This window comes from Paenibacillus pabuli NBRC 13638 (genome assembly GCF_001514495.1).
GTDB lineage: Bacteria > Bacillota > Bacilli > Paenibacillales > Paenibacillaceae > Paenibacillus > Paenibacillus pabuli.
In genome coordinates this window covers 119,051-141,101 of sequence record NZ_BCNM01000005.1, presented here as the reverse complement: position 1 = coordinate 141,101, position 22,051 = coordinate 119,051, and the positions used below count along the sequence as shown (strand labels likewise).

The window sequence follows — 22,051 nt, the reverse complement described above, 5'->3', positions numbered from 1 at the left end:
ATGTCTACTATTGGAAAAGCCATTGATTATTGAAAAGATTCGTACCGCTGCTGGAATGAAGATTCCATTTCAAGTTGTCGGGCCAACTGCCGTTTCACTTTTTCTCCACGGATAGCTTGCAGCATCTGCAATTGTTCTGTGGATTTGAATTGATTATCTGACATCGCAATAAGCAACTTGGAGAGCGCATCTGCATCTTCCAGTGCTGCATTTAATCCAAATGCACCCGTCGGAGTCATCGTGTGTGCCGCATCGCCGAGCAATACTACATTGCCCTGCGCCCACGATTCGGCAAAACTGCTCTCTACGGATAACAAAACAAAATCACTCCAGGTCCGAATATGTTCGGCTACCGAATCAGCGAGACAGGGGAAGGCTGCCACAAGTTGCTGTACAAACGGAGCGAAAGGCTGTTCGCGCAGCTTGGAGAATGCCCCTTGTGGTATATTCCATCCGATCTGCACATACCCTCCAAATTGGGAGAATAGCGCCAGCTGCTGACCATCCATGCTGGCCATTCGAACAGCGGGTTCCCAGCCTGCCGGAGCAGGAATTCGAGCCCATAACAGGTCGTACCCATGTTTACGGATATCGGGGGTCAGACCCACATGTTTGCGTACAGCTGAATATCTGCCATCTGCACCAACAATAACAGCTGCTTCAATCGAAGCCGGTCTTCCTTCTTGCCGAATGTTGATGCCAACCGTCTGGTCTGTTTTATCACGTAACAATCCAGTCATAACGGTATTGAAAAGAATAGGTTCATTCCCCAGTGTCCGCGATTGTGACACAATGACTTCCAGCAGATGATCCTGCGGCACATGAATGCCTACATGTGATTCCTGCTTATCCGGGGTAATCGTATGAATAATCTGACCATTCTCCCAGTACTGAATCTCCTCCAAAGGAAGAACACCACGCTTCGCGACCAAAGAGTACAATCCGTGCTTTTTCAATAAATCTTCGCCATCCTGATTAAGCACTTCCCCGCGAAATGACTTGAGCAGATGCGGTTGGCGCTCGATCAGAATGGTCGATATTCCCTGCTGGTTCAACAGAAATGAGAGCAGCGCTCCACCTGGTCCGGCTCCCACAATACATACGTCTGTTTTCAAATGTGTATTCTGATTCATGTGTAAAATTCCCTTGCAATATAATGGATAAAATCGTATTACTTTATAATAACAAATTTACAAAAATCATTAAGTAACTAAAAGTAACTTAGATGATATACGCTATTATAAACAAACGAATTAACATATTGCAATAGATGGTTTTAAATTCTCCATTTAAGGAAAGTTCAAGCCTGCTACCCCTCTGCTTCTGCAGAATAATCGCAGGCTTGATATAAGTGTGGTTTTGTTAAACAGAACTCGTTTAAGAATTCTAAGTGATCAGTCGGTTCGTTATACGTGCCACGCGCTCTCCCAGAGCTTTACCCAGGGCAATACCCTGGTCACTAAGCATCTGATCACGATCAACGGGACAAGTCACACCAACACCATAATAGGAGCCATATAAGGCGTTATCTGCAAAGTTACCGGGCAATCCAGTGATAATCATGCCCTGATGAAGCATGGGTGTCAGCAAATGAATCAGAGTGGATTCCAGACCACCATGCTCTGTGGCGATGGTGCAGAATACGGCACCAACTTTGTCTACCAGTTTGCCTTCCGCCCAAAGGTAGCCTAATTTGTCGATCCACTTTTTCAAACCGGAGCTGATGGAACCAAAATGACCAGGACAACCCCAGATAATGGCGTCCATCTCCACCAGCTTGTAAATGTCGGCTTCTTCTGTGGAATGCAGGTGAATCGTTGCGCCGTGTACACTGGCTGCGCCTGCCGCAATGGACTCGGCAAGTGCGCGGGTATGTCCGCCCTCACTATCGAAAACAATATAGATGTTCACTGCTTGATCCCTCCTTTAGTGGTTATCTGTTCATGCTATTAGATAGCTTGTCACATGAAACCCCAAAATAAGCATGAGCTTTACAGACAAGTAAAGGGTTATGGGCAACAAGCGCATTTTTCACAAACAAAATAGTGCAAATATGTTACAATATTAGTTAGGTTATGATCAAAGGCAGGGGGAACGTTTATGAGCCCGGATACGGAGCGGAACTCTCAATTGGCAAATGTCGATCAATTGTTGGAGGCCTTCTTTAGATATAAAAATAAAGTATTGGATCAACAACAGAAGAATGAAACAAACTGCAAACTGAATCCGACGAAAAGTCATATATTGGGCATGATTTTACGTGAAGAACGCTGTATGGCTGTTGATGTGGCAAGACAACTCAGTTTATCTTCTGGAGCAACCACGATTGTGCTAAATCAACTGGAGAGCGAAGGTTTGATCCAGCGGGTGCGCAGTGAAGAGGATCGAAGAATTGTATGGCTGTCCTTAACGGAAGATGGGGAGAAGCTTGCAAAAACATTGATTAACAATCGCGGCCGGATGACGTGGGAGCTGCTGCAGGCGCTTACGGAGGAAGAACAACTCCAGATGTTTGCCATGATCAAGAAGATTGAGTTGAAACTGCTGGAGAAAATGAAAGCATTGGAGCAAACACATCGTTAAAAGATGCATATTGGAGAGCGCCAGCCTTTAAGATTTCATTCCCACTGAGGGACATGAACCTTGAAGGTTGGCGCTTTTTTAATCATATATGGAATCGCTGAAGATGATCGGTCAGACCTTCCTGAATCAGAATCTCCTTCTGTTTCTCGCCAAGCAGATCAAAATGTGGGAAAGGCTGACGCCGATGAATATAACGTGGGTTCAGCTCGTGTTCCTTGCACCAGTCTTCAAGCCGTTTCAAATCAGCACAACCTACTTTGGTCACACTGGTAATGCCGGGAAAACGGTTGTCAATCCAGAAATGAGTGAGATAGGCAAGCTCGCCGCGAGATACACGTTCCTTCCACTCGGCTAACTCCTGCCGTTTAATTCCAAATGCCATAGATTCCAAGTTCCTTTCCAAACGGGTATTGTCCTGAGCATATTGTAACATCTTATATACAGAATCAATCAGAAATCTTCAACGATGGCTGAACTTCTCTGTATGAATTGAGAAATGGATATGACAACATTTTTATAACCAATCTCGGTTTATGTTAAAATAAGGTACACACAATTGCATCTACCACTTTATTATGCGGAAGGGATTGTCATCATGGAACTGTTTATTGCCGTACTTGTTTTGTTGGTACTGATCGGTTTATCGAATATTTTGAACCGGTTCGTGCCATTTATCCCCGTTCCGCTGATTCAAATTGTACTTGGGGTAGCCATTGCACTGCTGCCTGCTGGGGTGCATTTGCCACTGAATCCGGAATTGTTTTTTGTCCTCTTTATCGCGCCCTTGCTATACAATGATGGCAAACGAACGCCAAGGCACGAGTTGTGGAATCTGAGGGCACCCATCCTGCTGCTGGCGCTCGGGCTTGTGTTTGTGACTGTGGTGGTAGCTGGATACGCAATTCATTGGCTTATTCCAACCATTCCGCTGCCTGCGGCTTTTGCACTTGCGGCCATTCTGTCTCCGACAGACGCGGTAGCTGTTGGTGCCATGGCGGGTCGAGTTCATTTGCCAAAAAGCATACATAGGCTTCTGGAGGGTGAAGCATTAATGAACGATGCCTCCGGTCTGGTGGCATTCAAATTTGCGATCGCCGCAACGGTTACGGGTGTATTTTCCCTGACACAGGCGTCATTCAGCTTCCTTCTTATCGCCATTGGCGGGTTGTTGATTGGTGCTTTGTTATCGTTCCTGCTGATCCGACTTGGCGTCTGGATACGGCGTCTGGGTATGGAAGATGTCACCATTCATATGCTGCTGCAAATCTTGACGCCGTTCGTCATTTATCTGGTAAGCGAAGAGATCGGTGTTTCGGGTATCCTGGCTGTCGTTGCGGGCGGTATTATTCACGCGATAGAGCGTGACCGCACGGAATCGGTACAACTGAAGATGCAGGTGGTGTCTGCCAGCACCTGGTCTGTCATTTTATTTATTTTGAATGGATTGGTCTTTGTCATCCTGGGGGTACAGATTCCCGATGTGCTGAGTACCATTTTTGAGAACGTTTCGTTCGATAACTTGCAAGTACTTGGGTATGTGGGATTAATTTCGTTGCTGTTACTGGTTCTGCGTTTTATCTGGATTTATCTGTTCTGGCAAGGCAATGAACATTTTCTCAAGAAATCATCGATTGGAAAGCCCAGGTTGAAAGAAATCATGATCATTACGTTATCAGGTGTGAGAGGTGCAGTAACACTGGCTGGGGCATTCTCCATTCCTTATATTCTCCAGGACGGGTCGCCTTTTCCTGAACGGGACCTCATTATTTTCCTGGCAGCAGGAGTTATTCTGTTCACCCTGATCGCTGCAAGTGTGTTTCTTCCGATACTGGCCAAAAATGATGGGAAAGTGGAAGAAGGCACACCTTTAACAACAGAGCGGAAAGCGCAAGACATTATGCTTAATGCTGCCATTCGTGCAGTCAAGTCGGAGATGAACGATGAGAACAAAGCGGCTGCACTTGCCGTCGTCTCCGATCTTTCGAAATATATCAGGCAAGCTGCTGGTGAACTAACTGCCGATAAGCGCAAAGACATTTTGAAACAGGAAACAGCCATTAACCTCATCGGTACACGAGCTGAACGCAAGGAAATTGAGAACATGATGGATGAAAATGTCATTGCGGCCGAAGCCGCCTTTAAATGTAATAGCTGGCTGGATCGCAAAGAAATGATGCTTGCAAATCGTGCCAACACTCAGATGATGTTTTCACTAAGTGAAATTGGGCGAATGCTTGGACATGTGTTCACCCATCGGTCCCGGAAGCCGGCTCAACCATTCATGCTGGAGAATGCAGATCTATTCCGTCAAGTGAAGCTGCGTACCTCTGAAGCGGCAATCCAGTCGATCCGCGCTCATATGAACGATAGTAACCGCATCGTAGCACTTTCGGTCATCTCCAAATATGAACGGGTCATTGCCAAATTACGAACCTGGAACCAGGGGAAAACCGAGGATCCATTTGATCAGGAGAAGCTGGAATTGCAAATGGTGGCGATTCAGGAACAGCGCAATACGATACAGCAGCTATACGAAAATGGTGAAATCAACCGGGATGTAGCGGCTAAGCTCCGCCGATTTATCAATGATGTGGAAGCTACTGCGCTGAAAAACACTTAATGTGATTACACGATAAATAGTTCTGATGAATCGGGAAATGCTAACAAGGAGTTTACGTTTGAAGATAAAGAGAGGACATCAACATGAACCTGAAGGCAGCCCGATGCATCGGATTGTGTACCCTGATTATTTTGCTTGGCAGCCATACTGCCTATGCCAAACCTGCACAAAAGAATCGGCAGTATTATGAGGAACGGGGAGAGATTGTGTGGGAGGTCCCCACGCATGACAAACTCATTGCCTTAACCTTTGATGATGGACCTGATCCGGTTCAGACTCCACAGATTCTGGCTTTGCTCCAGCAGTATCAGGCCAAAGGCACTTTTTTTGTGCTTGGCAAATGGGCGGAGAAGTTTCCTGAACTGATTCAGCAGGAGCAGCGAGAAGGACATGAAATTGCCAATCATACGTATGCACATACGTACGCTGTCAGATCGACACGGGCGGATAAGTACAGCCTTGAAATGAACGAAGCAGAGAAATCCATTGTGGAAGCCGGTGCAGCTCGGCCCTTATTGTTCAGGCCACCTGGCGGGTATTATAATGACATGGTGATTCAGGCCGCAAAACAACAAGGATATACCATTGTGCTGTGGTCCTGGCATCAGGACACACGTGATTGGGCTTCTCCGGGCGTATCAGCGATCGTGAACAAGGTGCTGAAGAATGCACGTAATGGAGATATTGTTTTGTTCCATGATAAGGTGGAAGGCAAATCCCAGACCGTGACTGCGCTGAAAACGATTCTGCCCAAGCTTCAGGAACAGGGATATCGTTTTGTAACCGTATCGGAACTCCTGGCTGTAAAGGCGAGAGAAGCGGCGAAACATAACATGACATCACCATCAAAGCGTCCATGAAAAAGTGAAAAACCGCAGGTCTCCAGTGAGACTTGCGGTTTTTGTTATGCCGGTTAGGTTCTAACCTAGCCGGAAAGCTGAAAGTGACTGATGAAGAGAGGAAATTGCAGCGTTAGTGGTCTCGCTTGACTGGACGAGGCCGGGAACGCGCACGCCGCAGGAACAGCGAGAGAAACAGGCCAATGATCGAAATCCAGGTTGCTACAATGAACGCATCATTAATGCCTTCAATCGTTGACGTCTGAACAGCGATACCATAGAGCTGCTGTAATGCGAGACTAGAACCTTGTTCTGCCGGCATTCCAGCGGCGGTTGCCATCTGTGTGCCGAGCATACCCACCTGCTCCGTCAGCGCCACATTGGTTGTCGTCACGGTGTTGCTGTAATCTGCCAAATGAATGCCTGCACGTGTTGCCATCACCGTGATCAGCAGGGCTGTCCCGATCGAACCTGCGACCTGCCTGACTGTATTGGACATGGCTGTGCCATGACTGGTGAGATGAGGGGGTAACTGGTTCAGGCCCTCGGTCTGGACGGACATCATGAGCATGGACATGCCAAAACTCCGCAAGGTGTATAGCATCATGATATGACCATAGGGTGTCTCACCCGTCAATTTGCTGAACTCAAATGTGGAAATGGCCGTAATGATCAAACCGACAATGGCCAAGGGGCGAGAGCCAATCCGGTCAAACAGGGCACCAGAGATGGGAGACATAACGCCCATTAACAATGCACCAGGCAGCAGCAGCAGCCCCGATTGTAGAGGAGAGAATCCCCGTATGTTTTGTAAATAAATCGGCAGCAGCAGCATCCCGCCAAAGAGTGCCATGTTTATCGTTGCACTGACGAGTGTCGAGATGGTGAAAATATCGTATTTGAACACCCGAAATTCCAGCAGTGGATTCTTCATGGCCGTCTCTCGGAGTACAAAGAAGGCGATAAAAAGCACACCGATAATCAATGTTAGCAGCACCGTCGCGCTGGTCCAGCCTTTATCTCCGGCAGAGCTGAATCCATAGAGCAGAAATCCGAAACCGATAGTGGAGAATAGTGCACCAAAGCCATCAAATTTTGGCGAAGTCAGCTTGGACACGTTTCTTAGCCAGATAAAGGCGAACAAAATATCGAGCAAGGCGAGCGGAATGACCATGTAGAACAAAATACGCCATGTATAATGCTCCACAATCCAACCGGATAGAGTTGGACCGATGGCCGGAGCGAACATCATGGCAATACCCATCGTCCCCATGGCCGTTCCTCTTTTCTCTGGAGGAAACACGGTCAGAAATACGTTCATAACGAGAGGCATAATAATGCCAGCTCCACTGGCTTGAACAATTCGTCCGATAAGCATGACGGTAAACCCCGGACTGATGGCACAGATCAGAGAACCGAGGGTAAACAGCAGCATGGCTGTTACGAACAATTTGCGAGTCCCATAGGACTCGATTAAGTAGGCGGTAATCGGAATAAGTACACCGTTCACCAACAAATAAGCCGTGGACAGCCACTGCACCGTCGTAGCCGAGACGTTAAAATCATTCATCAGATGCGGAATGGCTACATTAAGCAAAGTCTGGTTCAGAATGGCGATAAACGCACCAAGCAGCAAGACAGCGATGGTTTTCCCAAGGGGCAGTTGATTATTTTGATTGTCCATCAGCAGCCTTAAATATGAACGCGCACAGTAGCGCTCATGCCGGGAACTACACCCAGTCCTTTATATCCTTCAATGGTAATGATGATCGGGATAACTTGAGTGACTTTGGTGTAATTCGCATTGGTATTCGAAGATGGCAGCAGTGAGAAGGACGAGGCAGTGGCAAGTCCGATCTGGTCCACTTTACCCGTCAATGTGGTATCAGGAAAAGCATCAACATACACATCCACGATCTGACCGGTTTTAATCTTATCAATTACGGTCTCTTCCACATTGGCCGTTACGTATAGGTTATTGAAATCATAAGCCCTTGCGAGGGGGGTTCCGGCAGATACAAGCGAATTTTCCACAGCAGTCTGCTGTACAATCGTACCATTAACCGGCATCGTAACAGGTGTAGATTTACCTGCAGCGGAGACGGTACCCAGGCTATCGCCTGCATTAAAGGATGTACCAATCTCGCCTTTCCACGATCGAAGCTCGCCGCTTACAGCGGAAGCTACCGAGATAGGCTGCCCGGTTACAAGCGCATTATCGGTTTTGACATAACTGGTAGATTGGTTGTAATAGTAGATCCCGGCTGCTCCGGCACCCAGAATCACCAGAATCACGATGATATTGATCAAAATGGCACGCGAATTCATGCAGATCATTCCTCCTCAATTCGTTTTCTTTAATCTCTCTGCAATCAGTAAACACAGTCTTCTGCTGATATTCCTGTTTGGAGCATTCCCGCTACTTTGCTGCTCTATACGAAATAAGAAGAAATATTATTCGCAGAATAGGGCACCAATATATTGAATAAGGCTGCCTACAGGCGGACGATGAGGAGGATGCTCATATGTTGATTATTTTGGCGGTAATTGTTGTTATAGGAGTTGTATTTCTATTGATTTATAACTCCAGATCGTCCCGCAAGGTGGCAGAAGCACGAGCTTCCAAAATCGCTGAGGAGGATAAGGGGCCAGTCCTGCTGCACGACGATGTTGTTGCTGTACAGAAGGAGGATCGCAATCACGCACCGGTGAAACATACAGCGCATTTGGAACATGGTGAGCATAGACAAGCGGAGGTTCACCCCATGGAGGAACCAATGGAAAAGATCCCCGCAGCTCCGAACAAAGAAGCACAGGGGACAGATGGCGACCAAGCTTATCGTCAGGCTCTGCTTCAATTTCGTAAACCGACTGGAACAGAAGTTGAACTTCCTCCAGCCGATACCAGTAAGGAAGAGAAAAGTGCAGACGAAGTCTATCGATCCGCGCTCAAAGCAATGAAAAACAAGTCAGATAACACTTCATCCGACCGGAAATGACCGTTCTGCTCTATACCTGAACATGAGTCGTGCCTTTCGTTTTGAATCCAAAACGTCTACAATAGATGAAGCTTTGTGATTCATTGCTGCATGATATGGAATACGTGGAAGAGGAGAGTGAAGCGCTTGAACGGCCAACAGAGAGTAAACATTAAACCGGGTCTTGAAGTGGATATTGTACTGAAGCAGGATCAACCTACAGGGAAGCTGACACGTGGTATCGTGAAGGATCTATTAACTAAATCCCCTACACATCCGCATGGGATCAAAGTGCGTTTGACCAGCGGGCAGGTAGGACGTGTCAAACAAGTGATTACAGGTGTGTCGGAATGATCGGATTCCCAAGGATGTGACAATGACATGATTACAACCGCGGATGTAATGGCACATCTGGCCTCGGGTAATGAGCGCCAGCAAGATGCGTATTACGCTTTGCAGGAGAGTGGGCTGTTACAGAGGTTAGCCGCTCACCAGCCTTATCCGGCGGGCACGGTCCCGATTGATATCGATATCCCGGGAAGTGATCTCGATCTATTATGTGAGGCAGCGGATCTGGGGGCGTTCGAAACTCTGGTGAACCGCGAGCTGAGCGGGATGCAGGGTTTTCAATGTAAACGTGGGAATGGTCGTGCAGGCCAGCATCCATATATGACCTGTGGTGTGGAAGTGGGTAACTGGCCTGTGGAGATTTTCGCCCAAAGGGTGCCTGTAATCAGGCAGAATGCTTATGTGCATATGCTGGTGGAGTGGGAATTGTTACATCTTTGGGGTGCAGCTGGACATCATGAGATTCGCAAACTGAAACTGAAGGGATGGAAGACGGAGCCGGCGTTTGCTTCGGTGCTGGGTCTTCAGGGAAATCCTTATGAAGAAATGCTGCGTATAGCGACATGGAACCGGGATGAGCTTAGAAGCTGGGCCCGGTTGAATACATCTTTTCAGTTTGAATAGGATCAGTGCTGGCACATCAAATCAGAAAAATGGCTACAATGGTCGTTACCGTTAGTCCCAGCAGTACAGGCTTCAAATTGCGGCGCGCCAGTTCAAATGGACTGACCCCGCAGATGGCTGCAGCTGGAATCAAGGCCCATGGAATCAAGGTCCCACCGCCAACCCATATGGCGGCGACCTGACCCAGTGCCGTCAATACAGGTGCAGAATCGGCCGAACCTGCAAACATAGTTGCGATGGAGCCGACCAGCGATATTCCCGAAAACCCCGACCCATCCATTCCCGTGATCGCACCGGTTACAGTCATCGTTATCGCGCCTACCGTATCATTCAGAGGCACCAACCCTGCCAGAGCAACCCCCAGATCATTTACGATACCGTGTGATCCATCAGGCAGAGGATTGTTAAATAATTCTGTAATTGCAGCATCTCCCAGATAAAAGAAAGCAGCAATCGGAATGACTGGACCGAACACTTTGAACCCGAACTGAAATCCTTCTATTAAATAACTTGTTGTTTTCTCAGACCCTGTATGACGATGCGCGGCAAGCGACACGATGATCAGAATGAGCACGGAGGTTCCACCGATCAGCGCTGTGGCATCACCGCCTTGCAGCTTTAACACAAACATCAGGATAACATCCACTGTGAATAACAGTGGGATCATTAGAGCGAATGCCTTTTGCAGACGTGGGGGCATGGAGCGACGTTGAACATCTGCATCCCCGGACAGGGTGGAAGAATTAGAAGCAGGGGCAGGAGAAAGAGCAGTCGTTGTTTGACCCGGCACAGGAATGTTCCGCTGAACAGTGGAACCAGACTTCATCTCTTTGCGGAGCATCCAGAATGCTGTAAATGTAGACACTGCTCCCATAACTATAACCAACGGGATGCTTGCGGTCATAACGGAAGTTACGGGAATTCCAGCTGCATCTGCTGTAAGTTTTGGAGCCCCTTGGATGATATAATCTCCCGACAATGCGATACCATGGCCGAACAGGTTCATGGCGATAGCGGCGCCAATAGGAGGAAGACCCACGCGTACCGCTACAGGAAGAAGTACAGCTCCGACCAGGGCGACGGCGGGTGAAGGCCAGAAAAACAGGGATACGACCATCATGATCAGCCCAATTCCCCAAAACGCGACCTGTGGAGAATGGATAAAACGGGTGAGTGGTGATACCATGACCTCGTTAATTCCCGTCCGAATAAGCACTCGGCTCATCGCAACAATGATGGAAATGATAAAAATGGTGCTGAGCAGTTCCTTGGTTGCATAGATAAAACTGCTGAAGATACCGGCAACCGATCCGCTTAATGTTTCTGTCGCCAGAAGTCCAATAGTCATGATACCTGTGACACAAATGATGGTTGTATCTCTGCGCCGGACCATAACGGCAACAATCAGGATGATAAATGCAAGGTATACATAATGCAATGGGACGAGTTGAATATTCATTGTAGATGCCTCCCTCCCCCCTGGTATTGACCCCAAGGAGTTCTATATCGTATGCATGTCATCACCGGGCGTTCGTGGAGTGAGGGAACAAGATACATATATATTTTAAGATGGGTTTCATCCATCATGGGAGCAGGATTTTTTTTACAGAATGGAGAACTTATGTAGAACTAGCGCATTGAACTTGACGGAAAGCCGAGGGGAAGTCACCAGAATTGACAAAGAGAGGTCACGGTAACGCATAGACAGAAGAAGGCGACCATATTTACAATTAACATGCCATAATACGGAAGAAGTTGGAAGTAATGCGGGAAGAAATTGGCGAAAAGGGAAAAGATCTGGTTATAACTGATAGCGGTTACACCAATATGTGGTGAAGAAATAATTCCATATGGAACCAAAGGGCGGGAATTCATGAATTTTATCCGTTCACTGCGCTTTAAATTTATTGTGGGTCTGACATTGATCATGCTCCCCTTATTCCTGCTGCTCTATTACAACAACGTCTACGCCATGAAGGTGGTACGTGATCAAGTATCTCTCACCAATATGAATCATCTTGCCAAGAGTGTAGAACAGAATGAGCGTGTGCTGCAGGAGACCAATCGTTATTTATACAGTCTGGGCGAGAGAGACCCGGATATTATCTCATTGTTTTTCCTCGAATACGGTAGCGGCGATTATATTATTGCGAAACAGCGTATTATGAACAAATTCATGACCGATATCGGTTTTTATAATCTGATTGATTCTTTTTTTCTATACGACGCGGTGAATGATGATCTGTTATTGGCCACCTCAGGCAATTATGATGTCAAAAAGTCGGTCGTGCAGGAGAGTATGCCTGTCCAGATGCAGCAACTCGAGGGAGATATACAGAAGCCGGAATGGAGCATTGTTCATGGTGGGGCATGGAATGCTCTTGTCAAAACAGTCCGCATTAATTCTCAGTTCTATGCGGGGGCACTCGTTGACATGAATGCGCTGAACCATCCAGAGCAGTTCACGGAATCCGGGGACCGGGGAGGGGCAGTCATTTTGGGAGCAGATGGCGGGGCATTGTCTGATTCGGCGTTGAATCCGTCGCAGATTGAACTCGCTGCAGGCCATATTGCTGGGTTGAAGAATCCCTATCAGGTGATCTCTGAAGTGAATTCCAAAGGCGATTCACGCCAGTATCTAATGTTGGGCATTCCCTCAGCCATGTCAGAGATGAATTATATCGTCCTGCTACCCGAGGAGGACATGATGCGAAACCTGCCATTTTTTCAGCGAATTATTCGCCTGCTTCCGATAGGGGCAGCTGTCATCCTGATCACTGCGCTGATCTTTCTTAGACAGCTCCTGTTCCGCCCGATGAATGTGTTGATTCGGGGAATGAGAAGAGTCAGCCTGGGGGAACTTGATGTGAGACTGGAGACACCATCTTCGTCAGAACTGGAGTTTGTCACGCACAGCTTCAATCAGATGACTAGTGAGATCCAGCATTTGAAGATTGACGTATATGAAGAGCAATTGCGAACCCGGGAAGCGGAGTTCAAACAATTACAGATGCAGATCAATCCGCACTTTTACCTGAATTCATTGAATATTATTCATAGTTTGGCTTCATTGCAGAAGCATGGGCTGGTGCAGCAGATGGCTGGCCATCTGGCTGATTATTTCCGGTTCAGCCTGCGTGCTGGCAAACGTGTCATCCGATTGGATGAAGAATTGGAACATATCCGTCACTACCTGGAAATCCAAAAGCTGAGATTTCCGAACAAGCTGGATTTCACATTGGATATTGCATCCGATCTCGGGCATTATGTGGTACCACCCTTGACGATTCAGCCTTTTGTGGAAAATGCCATTATTCATGGTTTTCAGCGGCGTTCAGAACCCTTTGTCATTCGTATACGAGCTTGGAAATCGAAAACGTTATCTGGCTCTCATTCAGACAGGGGTGCCGAGGATTATTCCGTCCTTCACCTTTCCATTACGGATAATGGTGTTGGATTTGAACAAGGCATACTGGAACGCCTGCAACTGGGGCATTACGCCGAAGATCCGGGTGGACAGCACATTGGAATCTGGAACGTGGCTTATCGACTGATTGTGAAGTATGGCGAAAGTGCCGGATTGCAATTCATGAATCAGTCAGACGGAGGAGCAGCAGTCATGATTCATGTACCTGCCCAGACGGAAGAGGAAGAAAGGGGAGCCTATGCGGAACCTATTGATCGTGGATGATGAAGTGTATGCCTTGCAGGCAATGGTGGAAGGGGTAGATTGGACCCTGGCCGGCATTGACCAGGTATTCAGTGCTGGCGATGCAGAAGAGGCAAGAATGCTGTTAAAAGCCCAACCCATAGATATTATGATCTGCGATATTGAAATGCCGGGTGAAACGGGACTCGATCTGCAGAGCTGGGTATTGAAACATGATCCCGGTATACTTACGATTTTTCTGACGGGGCATGCCCTGTTCGATTATGCCCAGACGGCGATCAAACTGAACAGCTTCGATTATGTGCTGAAGCCTGCTCCAGCGGATCAGCTGCTCAAGGTGGTGACGCAGGCAATCGACAAAATCAAGGATGGAGAACAGCATTCCCGCACCAATGAAGTATATGAAACCGTGTACAGACGTTGGCAAACCCACAAACCTCTCCTGACGGAGCGTTTCTGGAAAGATGCCGTCTCACAGCGTCTTACCCTAACCCCGCAAAAGTTAAAGGAACTGGCGGAGGTCTATGGAGCCGAGATTGATCCGCAAGCTCATGTTCTGCCGATTGTCATATCGGTTGAGGAATGGGTGCGGGAATTCGACCTGCGGGATGAGGAGGTGCTGGAATATGCGCTTCGCAATGCGGCCAAAGAGATGCTGCTTGGTGACAAACCTGGGGAAGTATTTCAGGATCATAGCGGATTAAATATTGTGCTGGCCTACGAACAGGATGGCATCAGCCCGACAGCAAGCGAATTGGCAGAAGGATGTCAGAGCTATATCCGGAAGTGCGGTTCCTATTTCTACTGCCGATTATCCTGTTATGTCGGAGTCCCGGTAGCGATTACAGAATTGCAGGGCATGCTCAACGAACTGATGGATATGGAGCGTCGCAATATTAACGAGCTTGAAGGGGTCTTCAAATATGATGTGCAAGGCCGGGAAGCGGAGGATCGCTTTTTGCCGATCCCGTGGTTTCCCGAGCTTTCCGTTCTGTTTGAAACCGGGAAGTTCGAGGATCTGCGCGAGCGTGTGGATGAAATCTTTGAGTTATTGGCTGCCCAGGAGCGGCTGTCACCAGAAATTCTGCGTTTGTACTATCATGCGATGCTGCATGTGGTCTATCCGCTGCTTCATCAAAAAAATGTATCCGTACGCAGCCTGTATCCGGGCGAACGGGAGCCGGAAGAAAGTGTTGTGACGCGTTCGTTGCCCCAGTTGAAGCATTGGACTTCAGACCTGATTAGTCGTGCGATCCCGGTATTGTATCCGGACGATCACAGTCCAATGACCATTGTGGACCAGTTGTGCATTTACATTGAAAATCACATCGGCGAAGAGCTGATGCGTGAAGAACTTGCATCTTTTGCCGGATTTAATCCGGCATATCTATCTCGCCTGTTTCGAAAAGAAAAGGGCATGTCGCTATCCGAATTCATTCTCCAGCGCAGAGTAGCCAAGGCGAAGACATTATTGTCCCAGTCCACCGTGAAGGTCACGGATATTGCAGGCAAGGTTGGATATTACAACTACTCTCACTTTACGAAAATGTTCAAAAAGTGCACGGGCATTACACCACAGGAGTTTCGCAAACAGTCCCGAGCGGTACAGATTTGACGCAGCATGCTGCGTCTTTTGTTTTTTCGTGACCTAAAGTCATAATTTGATAAGTGAATAGGTCACCACAGCAGATAGTGGTCCTGAGCGCCTCGCCGTATACTTGAACCACAGGAGACACAGCGGTGTTTCATCCTGAGGATGAAATTCAAGAGGAGTGAGGGAGAACAAGTTATGAAGACACAACCCCAGGCGGGTAAGGGAGCACGTCTATCAGCTGTACAGGGCATACCGGATATACCGGTTCGAAAACGAAAGTCTGTCCTGTACAATCTAGGTAAATTCAAGGTTTTGTATCTCATGTTTTTGCCAGGCATTCTGTTTCTGCTGGTGAACAACTATATGCCGATGTTCGGTGTTCTGATTGCGTTCAAAAATGTCAATTATGCCGACGGCATTTGGGGCAGCCCGTGGAGCGGTTGGGATAATTTCAAGTATTTGTTCTCCACGAGCGATGCTTGGGAGATCACACGCAACACGCTCGCATATAACACCGTATTTATTGCCCTGAATTTATTTGTAGGGGTAGGGCTCGCGATTTTATTGAATGAAGTGAAGAACAAGGCCATGTCCAAATTGTATCAATCACTTATGCTGCTTCCCTATTTTCTGTCGATGATTGTAGTCAGTTATCTGGTGCTTGCCTTTCTCGGCAAGGATTCAGGATTCATGAACTCGACAATCCTTCAGCTCTTTGGCGGACAGCCTATTGATTGGTATTCGGAACCCAAGTATTGGCCTTACATTTTGCCGCTGGTGAATACATGGAAGAATATCGGTTACTATGCCGTTATTTATCTGGCAGCAGTGGTAGGTATCGATGAGGAATATTATGAAGCGGCTGTACTGGACGGCGCGAGCAAGTGGCACCAGATTCGCTTCATTACGGTTCCGTTCCTTGTGCCACTAATCGTGATTATGACACTGCTGCAAATCGGTCGTATTTTCTATGCGGACTTCAGTCTGTTCTACCAGGTTCCACTGGAATCGGGCGCATTATTCCCGGTCACGAACGTTCTGGATACGTATGTGTATCGTACATTCCTCATCGGGGGCGATATCGGGATGTCCTCTGCAGCCGGGCTCTATCAAGCTGTTGTTGGATTTGTGTTAGTTCTCGTATCCAATACGATCGTCAGGAGAATGGACAAAGATAATGCATTATTTTGAGAGGAGGCAAGCCAGCTGTGAAATCACGTGATCCATTAGCCGTGTCGCGGCGTTCCGCGTCCATCATACACGCTATGTTTATATTCTATGCCATTGCCTGCATCGTGCCGATCCTGCTTGTCTTCGCGATCTCATTCTCGGACGAGACGACGGTTATTGCGAACGGGTACAAACTGATTCCGGAGAAGTTCAGTCTGACTGCCTATGAATTTCTGTTCAAGGACATGGATCAGATCATCCATTCCTATGGCATTTCCATTATTGTAACCGTGATAGGTACGATAACGAGTGTAGCGCTGACGGCATTGTATGCGTACCCGCTTTCCCGGAGGGATTTGCCGTATCGCGGGTGGTTCGCCTTTTTCATCTTTTTCACCATGCTGTTCAATGGCGGTCTGGTCCCTTGGTATCTGGTCTATGTGAACGTACTGGATTTGAAAAACTCCATTCTCGCACTGATCATGCCGCTGCTGCTGTCGCCGTTCTTCGTACTGGTCATGCGTACGTTCTTCGCTAACTCCATTCCGGTATCGATTCTCGAATCGGCACGAATTGATGGTGCAGGTGAATTGAGAACGTTTACGCGAATCGTGCTTCCGCTTTCCCTTCCGGTGATGGCAACCGTTGCGTTGTTCAGCACATTGAATTACTGGAATGACTGGTATCTTAGCATGATTTTTATATCGGATAACCGGACGATCAGCCTTCAGTACCTGATGTACCGAACGCTGCTCGATATTCAATATTTAACATCCAACTCCAATGTCTCTTCACAGATTTCATCACAGGGCGGATTGTTGAATCTGCCAAATAAAACACTGCAAATGGCGATGGCTGTTGTCGGTATTGGTCCAATTGTACTGGCATATCCGTTCTTCCAGCGGTATTTCATCAAGGGCCTTACGGTAGGCGCAGTGAAGGGATAACTCCGGCCGGTTAGCGGAGAGAGCAACGGATAAACGAGATGGACCTGAGAGGGCATATACAAAAAGCAGCGAGAACAGCATGCCGGAGGGCCGGCAATGGAACGGACTTTTGCAGATTGGGGAACATTGCGAATTGGGGCAATCGGTTGCTGAGTCCAACAAATGACGGGAGGGGTTCACTTGTTTAGAACGTTAAAGGTATGGCCGCGTATGGCAGCAGCCGTTATGGCGCTGAGCCTGGTGCTGGCAGGATGCTCATCGGACAAAGGTGGAACAACACCGGGAGCCGAAGGCGGCGGTGCAGCAGAGAGCGGGGGCAAGCCCTATGAAGTGACGCTGTATTATCCGGGCACACCACAGAAAGATGTGGCTCTGGTCGAAGCGGAGATCAACAAAAAGATGGAGCCAAAGATCGGAGCTACCCTCAAGATCAATGCAATCGACTGGGGCCAGTGGGATAACAAGCTGAATCTCATGATCTCTTCCGGTGAAAAATCGGACATTATTTTCACGGCGGCATGGCAGAATTACACTGTCAATGTAGCGAAAGGTGCTTTCCTGCCACTCAATGAGCTTCTTGACAAGTATGGCCAGGATATCAAGAAAAATCTTGACCCAGCCTTCTTGGAAGGTTCGCAGGTGGATGGCGTAAACTATGGTGTTCCTACCAACAAGGAGTTGGCAGCCACACGTGGCGTACTCGTACGCCAAGATCTGGCTGACAAATACAAGCTCGATCTGACCGCAGTGAAAACGTGGGCTGACCTGGAGCCGCTGCTTAAAACCATCAAGGAAAATGAACCTAGTATTACTCCGTTCTATATGTCCAATACCAATGGTAACGGACTGCTGGAAAACCTGGACTGGGATTATCTCGGCGATGCATCCGTTCCTGGTGTAATTTCCAAAACAGCAGGTACAACGACGGTGCTGAATGAAGTAGAGACACCTGAATTCAAGGAAGCAGCCGAACTGGCGCGCAAATGGTATCAGGCAGGATACATCAACAGTGATGCGGCAACGTCCAATGTTTTCCCGAAAGATCAGGCGAAGGCAGGCAAGGCTTTCCTCTGGACCGACGGCATGAAGCCAGGTAAAGATAAGGAAGAAGAAGGGTACGTTGGATATCCGCTGACCCAGATTGAGATGACCCAGCCTACGATTACAACCGGTGATGCTTCGGGTGCCATGCTGGCCATTTCCCGTTCCTCCGAGCAGCCGGAGAAAGCCATGCAGGTTATTAACCTGCTGCATTCCGACAAAGAGATCAATAACCTGCTCAATTTCGGAATCGAAGGTACACACTATGTGAAAAAAGACGGCGAAGAAAACATTATTACTCTCCCGCAAGGAGTAGACGCCAACAGTCGTACGTACAACCCGGGCGCACAATGGCAGCTGGGCAATCAGTTCCTGAACTTCCTTTGGGATAATGAAGATCCGCAGAAATGGGAGAAGTTCAAGGAGTTTAATGCCAAAGGCGTCAAGTCGCCTGCACTGGGCTTTACTTTCAACAGCCAATCCGTCAAAAACGAAATTGCTGCGGTCAACAATGTAAACAAACAGTTCAAACCGGGCATGACCTCGGGTGCAGTAGATCCAAACGAGATGATCCCGAAATATCTGGAGAAGCTGAAAGCCGCAGGTATTGATAAAATCATTGCCGCCAAACAAGACCAGCTTGATGCGTTTCTCTCGAAGAAATAGTTTAGGTTCAAAATCCAAGACGTTTTCGGTTTATACCGGAAGCGTCTTTTTTATTTGGATTGTAAACCATAATAAGGAAAAATATGATATAATCAGGTGGTTGATTAGGGGGTGATCATGTGTCGAGGACCAGACTTGTGTTCTCTGTAATGTTTTTGATGTTTGGAATCATTTTTACGTTTAAGCATCACCTCGGTTTCTCTGTGGGGGACACCATGTTGTCTGCCATGGGGTTATCGCCTTATACCACATCCTATGTAAGGGGTGTACATATCACGTTATTTCTGGGAATGGGCTTATTAGCGAGCAGCTACTATCTTACCCGTCAAGAAATGATGCCGTTTTATCCTTCTCTGGCGAAAAGGCTTTGGTTGATCGTGCTTGTCATTGTTCTCAGTTACTCTTACATGACGGATAAATTGATGTATGTAGCCAAATGGGGAGCTTCCGGAATCAATGGTGTTTCCTATGTCCAAAATAAGAGCTCCTGCACCTATGATGTATTGGATAATGGAATTACACGGGTAAACTGTGACCTGACACTCAAGAATTACAGCAGGGAACCTGTAGCAGCAGTACTATTGCCTGATTTGGCCCGCAGTTACAAATTCAAGGATGATCCACTGTACGAATCGCTGAGTTCTGTCCGGTTAAAGCCTGTAAACGTAGAGATTGAACCGTACGGAACGTTTAAGGGTCAACTGGCATTTTCCGGTTTGGCAGAATGCCCGCTGCAAGTGAAAGGAAAACTGATCGATATTGTACTGGATGTCGCGGTTGATGGAGAAAACACCGTGTTTGATTACGATATTCCATAATCCTTGGATAAGCAAAACAGAATGAATACATAAGAAGAACGTTATGAAATAGATTTATATTAACGCGTAAAAGGATGAGGAAGGAGCTGGCGGTAGCCGGCTCTTTTTTTTGCGCGGAAGTTGCAATTAGTGCAGAAAAGTTGGTTTTGTCACCTTTAGCATGTAGATGATAACGCTTACGATATAAAGAGAATGGATTCACAATGGATGAAGTCATGAATGAGGATGAGCTGTGAAGTGGACTCTTTTTAGAAAAAACAGTTTATGTTTAACGCCTTCATCGTTAAAATTAGATTCACTGACTAATGAAGGCAAGGTGAGGTAAGAAGATGTCATACCGGACGAATCTATTTTCGAAAATGGTCATTTTAATTCTAATTATGCTGGTTCCAGTCGTACTGCTGTACTGGTATTCGAACCATAAAACAACAGCAGTTTTGCGAGATGAACTGAATCGTTCCAATAGCAACCAGCTGGAATTTTTTCAAAATCAGGTCAATACGCATATCGAGCTGTTATCTTCATGGCCCAATTTGCTCATCCATGATCCTGATATAGCGAGCTTCAGACGGATCTACGCCGACAGTAAATATTTCGATCTGGATACGATCAATCTTGTTAAACGGATTCAGAATAAGCTAAGCATTCAGGAAAGTTCATCCAATTGGACAACGAAGCTATATCTCTATTCCCCATCGCTGGGCAGGGTTATCTCTGAAAGAGATGCCCGGACCTACGATGAACAGGCACTGCGAGGCAGCATATCATCCGGGTGGAATGTTCGCAAGATTCAGGACGGTGATGATGAGCGATTCATATTCAGCTGGATTACCGTATCTCCATATGGTATCAGTGATCCGGCAGCCAATGCCGAAACCGTAATCAAGTTGGAGTTCGACAGTGACAACATTCGGGATATGCTGGATAAATTTAAGGATGATGGACGGCATGATCCTTTCTATTATCGTGAAGAGTCCGGCGTTATTTATAACCGCACTTCGGATCGTGGTCTGACGGGTCAGCTGATGGACAAGCTGGCGATCGACAAACTTAAGGATGTGGATAACCGAACGGTAGTCATTGACGGCGAGCCTTACATGGTTAATACGGTAAAGTCCAGCACAACCGGCTGGTACTTGGTCGATTACATGCCATTATCGGCTATTCTGAAGCCGATCCATCAATCCAATATACTGTTTTATTCAGCCATGATCTGTTTGTTATTGATGAGCTTTGGCGTAGCATACCTGCTGTATGTCCAGGTCCAGGTGCCTGTCAAACAGTTGATTCGGGGATTCCAACGATTAAAGCAAGAGGATTATTCAGTCCGAATCACACCCAGAGGACGGAATGAATTCAGCTTTTTGTCCGAACGATTCAATTCCATGGTCGAGCAAATTCAACAGTTGTTTCAACATGTGTATCTGGAGCAGATTCATGTACGTGAAGCCCGACTGAAACAGCTGCAATCACAGATTAATCCTCACTTTTTCTATAATTGTTTCTCATTCATTACGAGCATGGCGAAGCTGAAGCGTGTCGATGCCGTCGTTGCCATGTCGCATAATCTGTCCCGATACTATCGGTATACCACGAGGCAGGAACGTGATGTGGTACCCCTCACAGAGGAGATCGAGTTCGTGACTTGTTATCTGGAGATTCAGCAGATGCGCATGGACCGGATACATTACAGGATTGACTTGTCGGAAGAACTTCTGAAGCAGGAGGTGCCTCCTCTTATCATACAACCATTGGTAGAGAATGCGGTTATTCATGGGATTGAAGCAGATGCCGAGGCGGGGGAAATACGGATATCGGGAGAGCAAAGAGATGGCCTGATGATGCTTACAGTCGATGACGATGGACAAGGTATGGATGCAGAGGCAAGGCAGATGCTGCTTCACAAACTTACAGGCAGCATGGATCAGGAGATGGGTTGTGGTCTGTGGAATGTCAATCAGCGTTTACAGCTCAGATATGGGGAACAGGCTGGACTTCGTGTTACGGAATCACCACTTGGAGGGTTGCGTGTGACTTTGTTGTGGCCCGCCGCCGAGGAGACTCTTCTGGAATACGAAGAATAGAGACGTTGGGAAGAGACGCAAGAAGATGACAAGAACACCATAACACCACGGTATAACATAGCAGATAGG

Annotated in this window: 19 protein-coding genes; 13 read left to right on the top strand and 6 right to left on the bottom strand. The window is 47.4% G+C overall.

Annotation, left to right across the window (positions count from 1 at the left end; genetic code table 11):
• Nucleotides 1-26: 26 nt before the first annotated feature.
• Nucleotides 27-1,133, bottom strand: a complete 1,107-nt coding sequence (locus PPA03S_RS09090; RefSeq protein ID WP_062322001.1) for an FAD-dependent monooxygenase — start codon at nucleotides 1,131-1,133, stop codon at nucleotides 27-29.
• 253 nt (nucleotides 1,134-1,386) lie between these two features.
• Nucleotides 1,387-1,911 carry an NAD(P)H-dependent oxidoreductase gene (locus PPA03S_RS09085; RefSeq protein WP_062321999.1) on the bottom strand — a complete coding sequence of 175 codons (525 nt, stop codon included), beginning with the start codon at nucleotides 1,909-1,911 and terminating at the stop codon, nucleotides 1,387-1,389.
• A 189-nt stretch (nucleotides 1,912-2,100) separates the two neighbouring features.
• Here PPA03S_RS09085 and PPA03S_RS09080 point away from each other — a divergent pair, with 189 nt between their 5' ends.
• Nucleotides 2,101-2,583 carry a MarR family winged helix-turn-helix transcriptional regulator gene (locus PPA03S_RS09080; protein WP_062321997.1) on the top strand — a complete coding sequence of 161 codons (483 nt, stop codon included), beginning with the start codon at nucleotides 2,101-2,103 and terminating at the stop codon, nucleotides 2,581-2,583.
• Between the two features lie 82 nt (nucleotides 2,584-2,665).
• On the opposite strand, the gene PPA03S_RS09075 is transcribed toward PPA03S_RS09080, so the two are convergent.
• The gene (locus PPA03S_RS09075; RefSeq protein WP_062321995.1) at nucleotides 2,666-2,965 is read right to left on the bottom strand and encodes a hypothetical protein; all 300 of its coding nucleotides are present in this window, start codon (nucleotides 2,963-2,965) and stop codon (nucleotides 2,666-2,668) included.
• Between the two features lie 213 nt (nucleotides 2,966-3,178).
• On the opposite strand from PPA03S_RS09075, the gene PPA03S_RS09070 reads away from it, so the two are divergent.
• Nucleotides 3,179-5,203 (top strand): Na+/H+ antiporter, encoded by a 2,025-nt coding sequence (locus PPA03S_RS09070; RefSeq protein WP_062321993.1) that lies wholly within the window; start codon nucleotides 3,179-3,181, stop codon nucleotides 5,201-5,203.
• An 83-nt stretch (nucleotides 5,204-5,286) separates the two neighbouring features.
• Complete coding sequence (locus PPA03S_RS09065; protein ID WP_062321991.1) at nucleotides 5,287-6,063, top strand: polysaccharide deacetylase family protein; 777 nt, start codon at nucleotides 5,287-5,289, stop codon at nucleotides 6,061-6,063.
• A gap of 112 nt (nucleotides 6,064-6,175) precedes the next feature.
• Here PPA03S_RS09065 and PPA03S_RS09060 read toward each other — a convergent pair whose 3' ends face one another.
• The gene (locus PPA03S_RS09060; RefSeq protein ID WP_062321989.1) at nucleotides 6,176-7,726 is read right to left on the bottom strand and encodes a DHA2 family efflux MFS transporter permease subunit; all 1,551 of its coding nucleotides are present in this window, start codon (nucleotides 7,724-7,726) and stop codon (nucleotides 6,176-6,178) included.
• Between the two features lie 8 nt (nucleotides 7,727-7,734).
• Entirely contained in the window at nucleotides 7,735-8,370 is a 636-nt protein-coding gene (locus PPA03S_RS09055) for an efflux RND transporter periplasmic adaptor subunit (protein WP_062321987.1), read from the bottom strand.
• A gap of 197 nt (nucleotides 8,371-8,567) precedes the next feature.
• Between PPA03S_RS09055 and PPA03S_RS09050 the strand changes: the two genes are divergently transcribed.
• From PPA03S_RS09050 to PPA03S_RS09040, 3 genes are all read left to right on the top strand, one after another.
• Nucleotides 8,568-9,041 (top strand): hypothetical protein, encoded by a 474-nt coding sequence (locus tag PPA03S_RS09050; RefSeq protein WP_062321985.1) that lies wholly within the window; start codon nucleotides 8,568-8,570, stop codon nucleotides 9,039-9,041.
• A gap of 126 nt (nucleotides 9,042-9,167) precedes the next feature.
• A complete protein-coding gene (locus tag PPA03S_RS09045; protein ID WP_062321983.1) occupies nucleotides 9,168-9,374 on the top strand; it encodes a YwbE family protein in 207 nt (68 codons plus the stop codon).
• A gap of 27 nt (nucleotides 9,375-9,401) precedes the next feature.
• On the top strand, nucleotides 9,402-9,992 hold the full coding sequence (locus PPA03S_RS09040; RefSeq protein WP_062321981.1) for a DUF4269 domain-containing protein: 591 nt from the start codon (nucleotides 9,402-9,404) through the stop codon (nucleotides 9,990-9,992).
• 16 nt (nucleotides 9,993-10,008) lie between these two features.
• Here the strand turns inward: PPA03S_RS09040 and PPA03S_RS09035 are convergent, their stop codons facing one another.
• Complete coding sequence (locus tag PPA03S_RS09035; RefSeq protein ID WP_062321979.1) at nucleotides 10,009-11,451, bottom strand: hypothetical protein; 1,443 nt, start codon at nucleotides 11,449-11,451, stop codon at nucleotides 10,009-10,011.
• Between the two features lie 414 nt (nucleotides 11,452-11,865).
• On the opposite strand from PPA03S_RS09035, the gene PPA03S_RS09030 reads away from it, so the two are divergent.
• The 7 genes from PPA03S_RS09030 to PPA03S_RS09000 all read left to right on the top strand — a co-directional run bounded on the left by PPA03S_RS09030 (nucleotide 11,866) and on the right by PPA03S_RS09000 (nucleotide 21,982).
• On the top strand, nucleotides 11,866-13,683 hold the full coding sequence (locus PPA03S_RS09030) for a sensor histidine kinase (protein WP_062321977.1): 1,818 nt from the start codon (nucleotides 11,866-11,868) through the stop codon (nucleotides 13,681-13,683).
• A complete protein-coding gene (locus tag PPA03S_RS09025; protein ID WP_062321975.1) occupies nucleotides 13,658-15,277 on the top strand; it encodes a response regulator transcription factor in 1,620 nt (539 codons plus the stop codon). The genes PPA03S_RS09030 and PPA03S_RS09025 overlap by 26 nt, the downstream gene beginning before the upstream one ends.
• A 174-nt stretch (nucleotides 15,278-15,451) precedes the next feature.
• Nucleotides 15,452-16,447, top strand: coding sequence for an ABC transporter permease (locus tag PPA03S_RS09020; RefSeq protein ID WP_062321972.1), 996 nt, complete (start codon nucleotides 15,452-15,454; stop codon nucleotides 16,445-16,447).
• A gap of 17 nt (nucleotides 16,448-16,464) precedes the next feature.
• Nucleotides 16,465-17,373 carry a carbohydrate ABC transporter permease gene (locus tag PPA03S_RS09015; protein WP_053783705.1) on the top strand — a complete coding sequence of 303 codons (909 nt, stop codon included), beginning with the start codon at nucleotides 16,465-16,467 and terminating at the stop codon, nucleotides 17,371-17,373.
• 180 nt (nucleotides 17,374-17,553) lie between these two features.
• Complete coding sequence (locus tag PPA03S_RS09010) at nucleotides 17,554-19,080, top strand: ABC transporter substrate-binding protein (RefSeq protein ID WP_062321970.1); 1,527 nt, start codon at nucleotides 17,554-17,556, stop codon at nucleotides 19,078-19,080.
• Nucleotides 19,081-19,199: 119 nt separating this feature from the next.
• Entirely contained in the window at nucleotides 19,200-19,898 is a 699-nt protein-coding gene (locus PPA03S_RS09005) for a hypothetical protein (protein ID WP_062321968.1), read from the top strand.
• A gap of 329 nt (nucleotides 19,899-20,227) precedes the next feature.
• Nucleotides 20,228-21,982 carry a sensor histidine kinase gene (locus PPA03S_RS09000; protein ID WP_062321966.1) on the top strand — a complete coding sequence of 585 codons (1,755 nt, stop codon included), beginning with the start codon at nucleotides 20,228-20,230 and terminating at the stop codon, nucleotides 21,980-21,982.
• Nucleotides 21,983-22,051 lie beyond the last annotated feature (69 nt).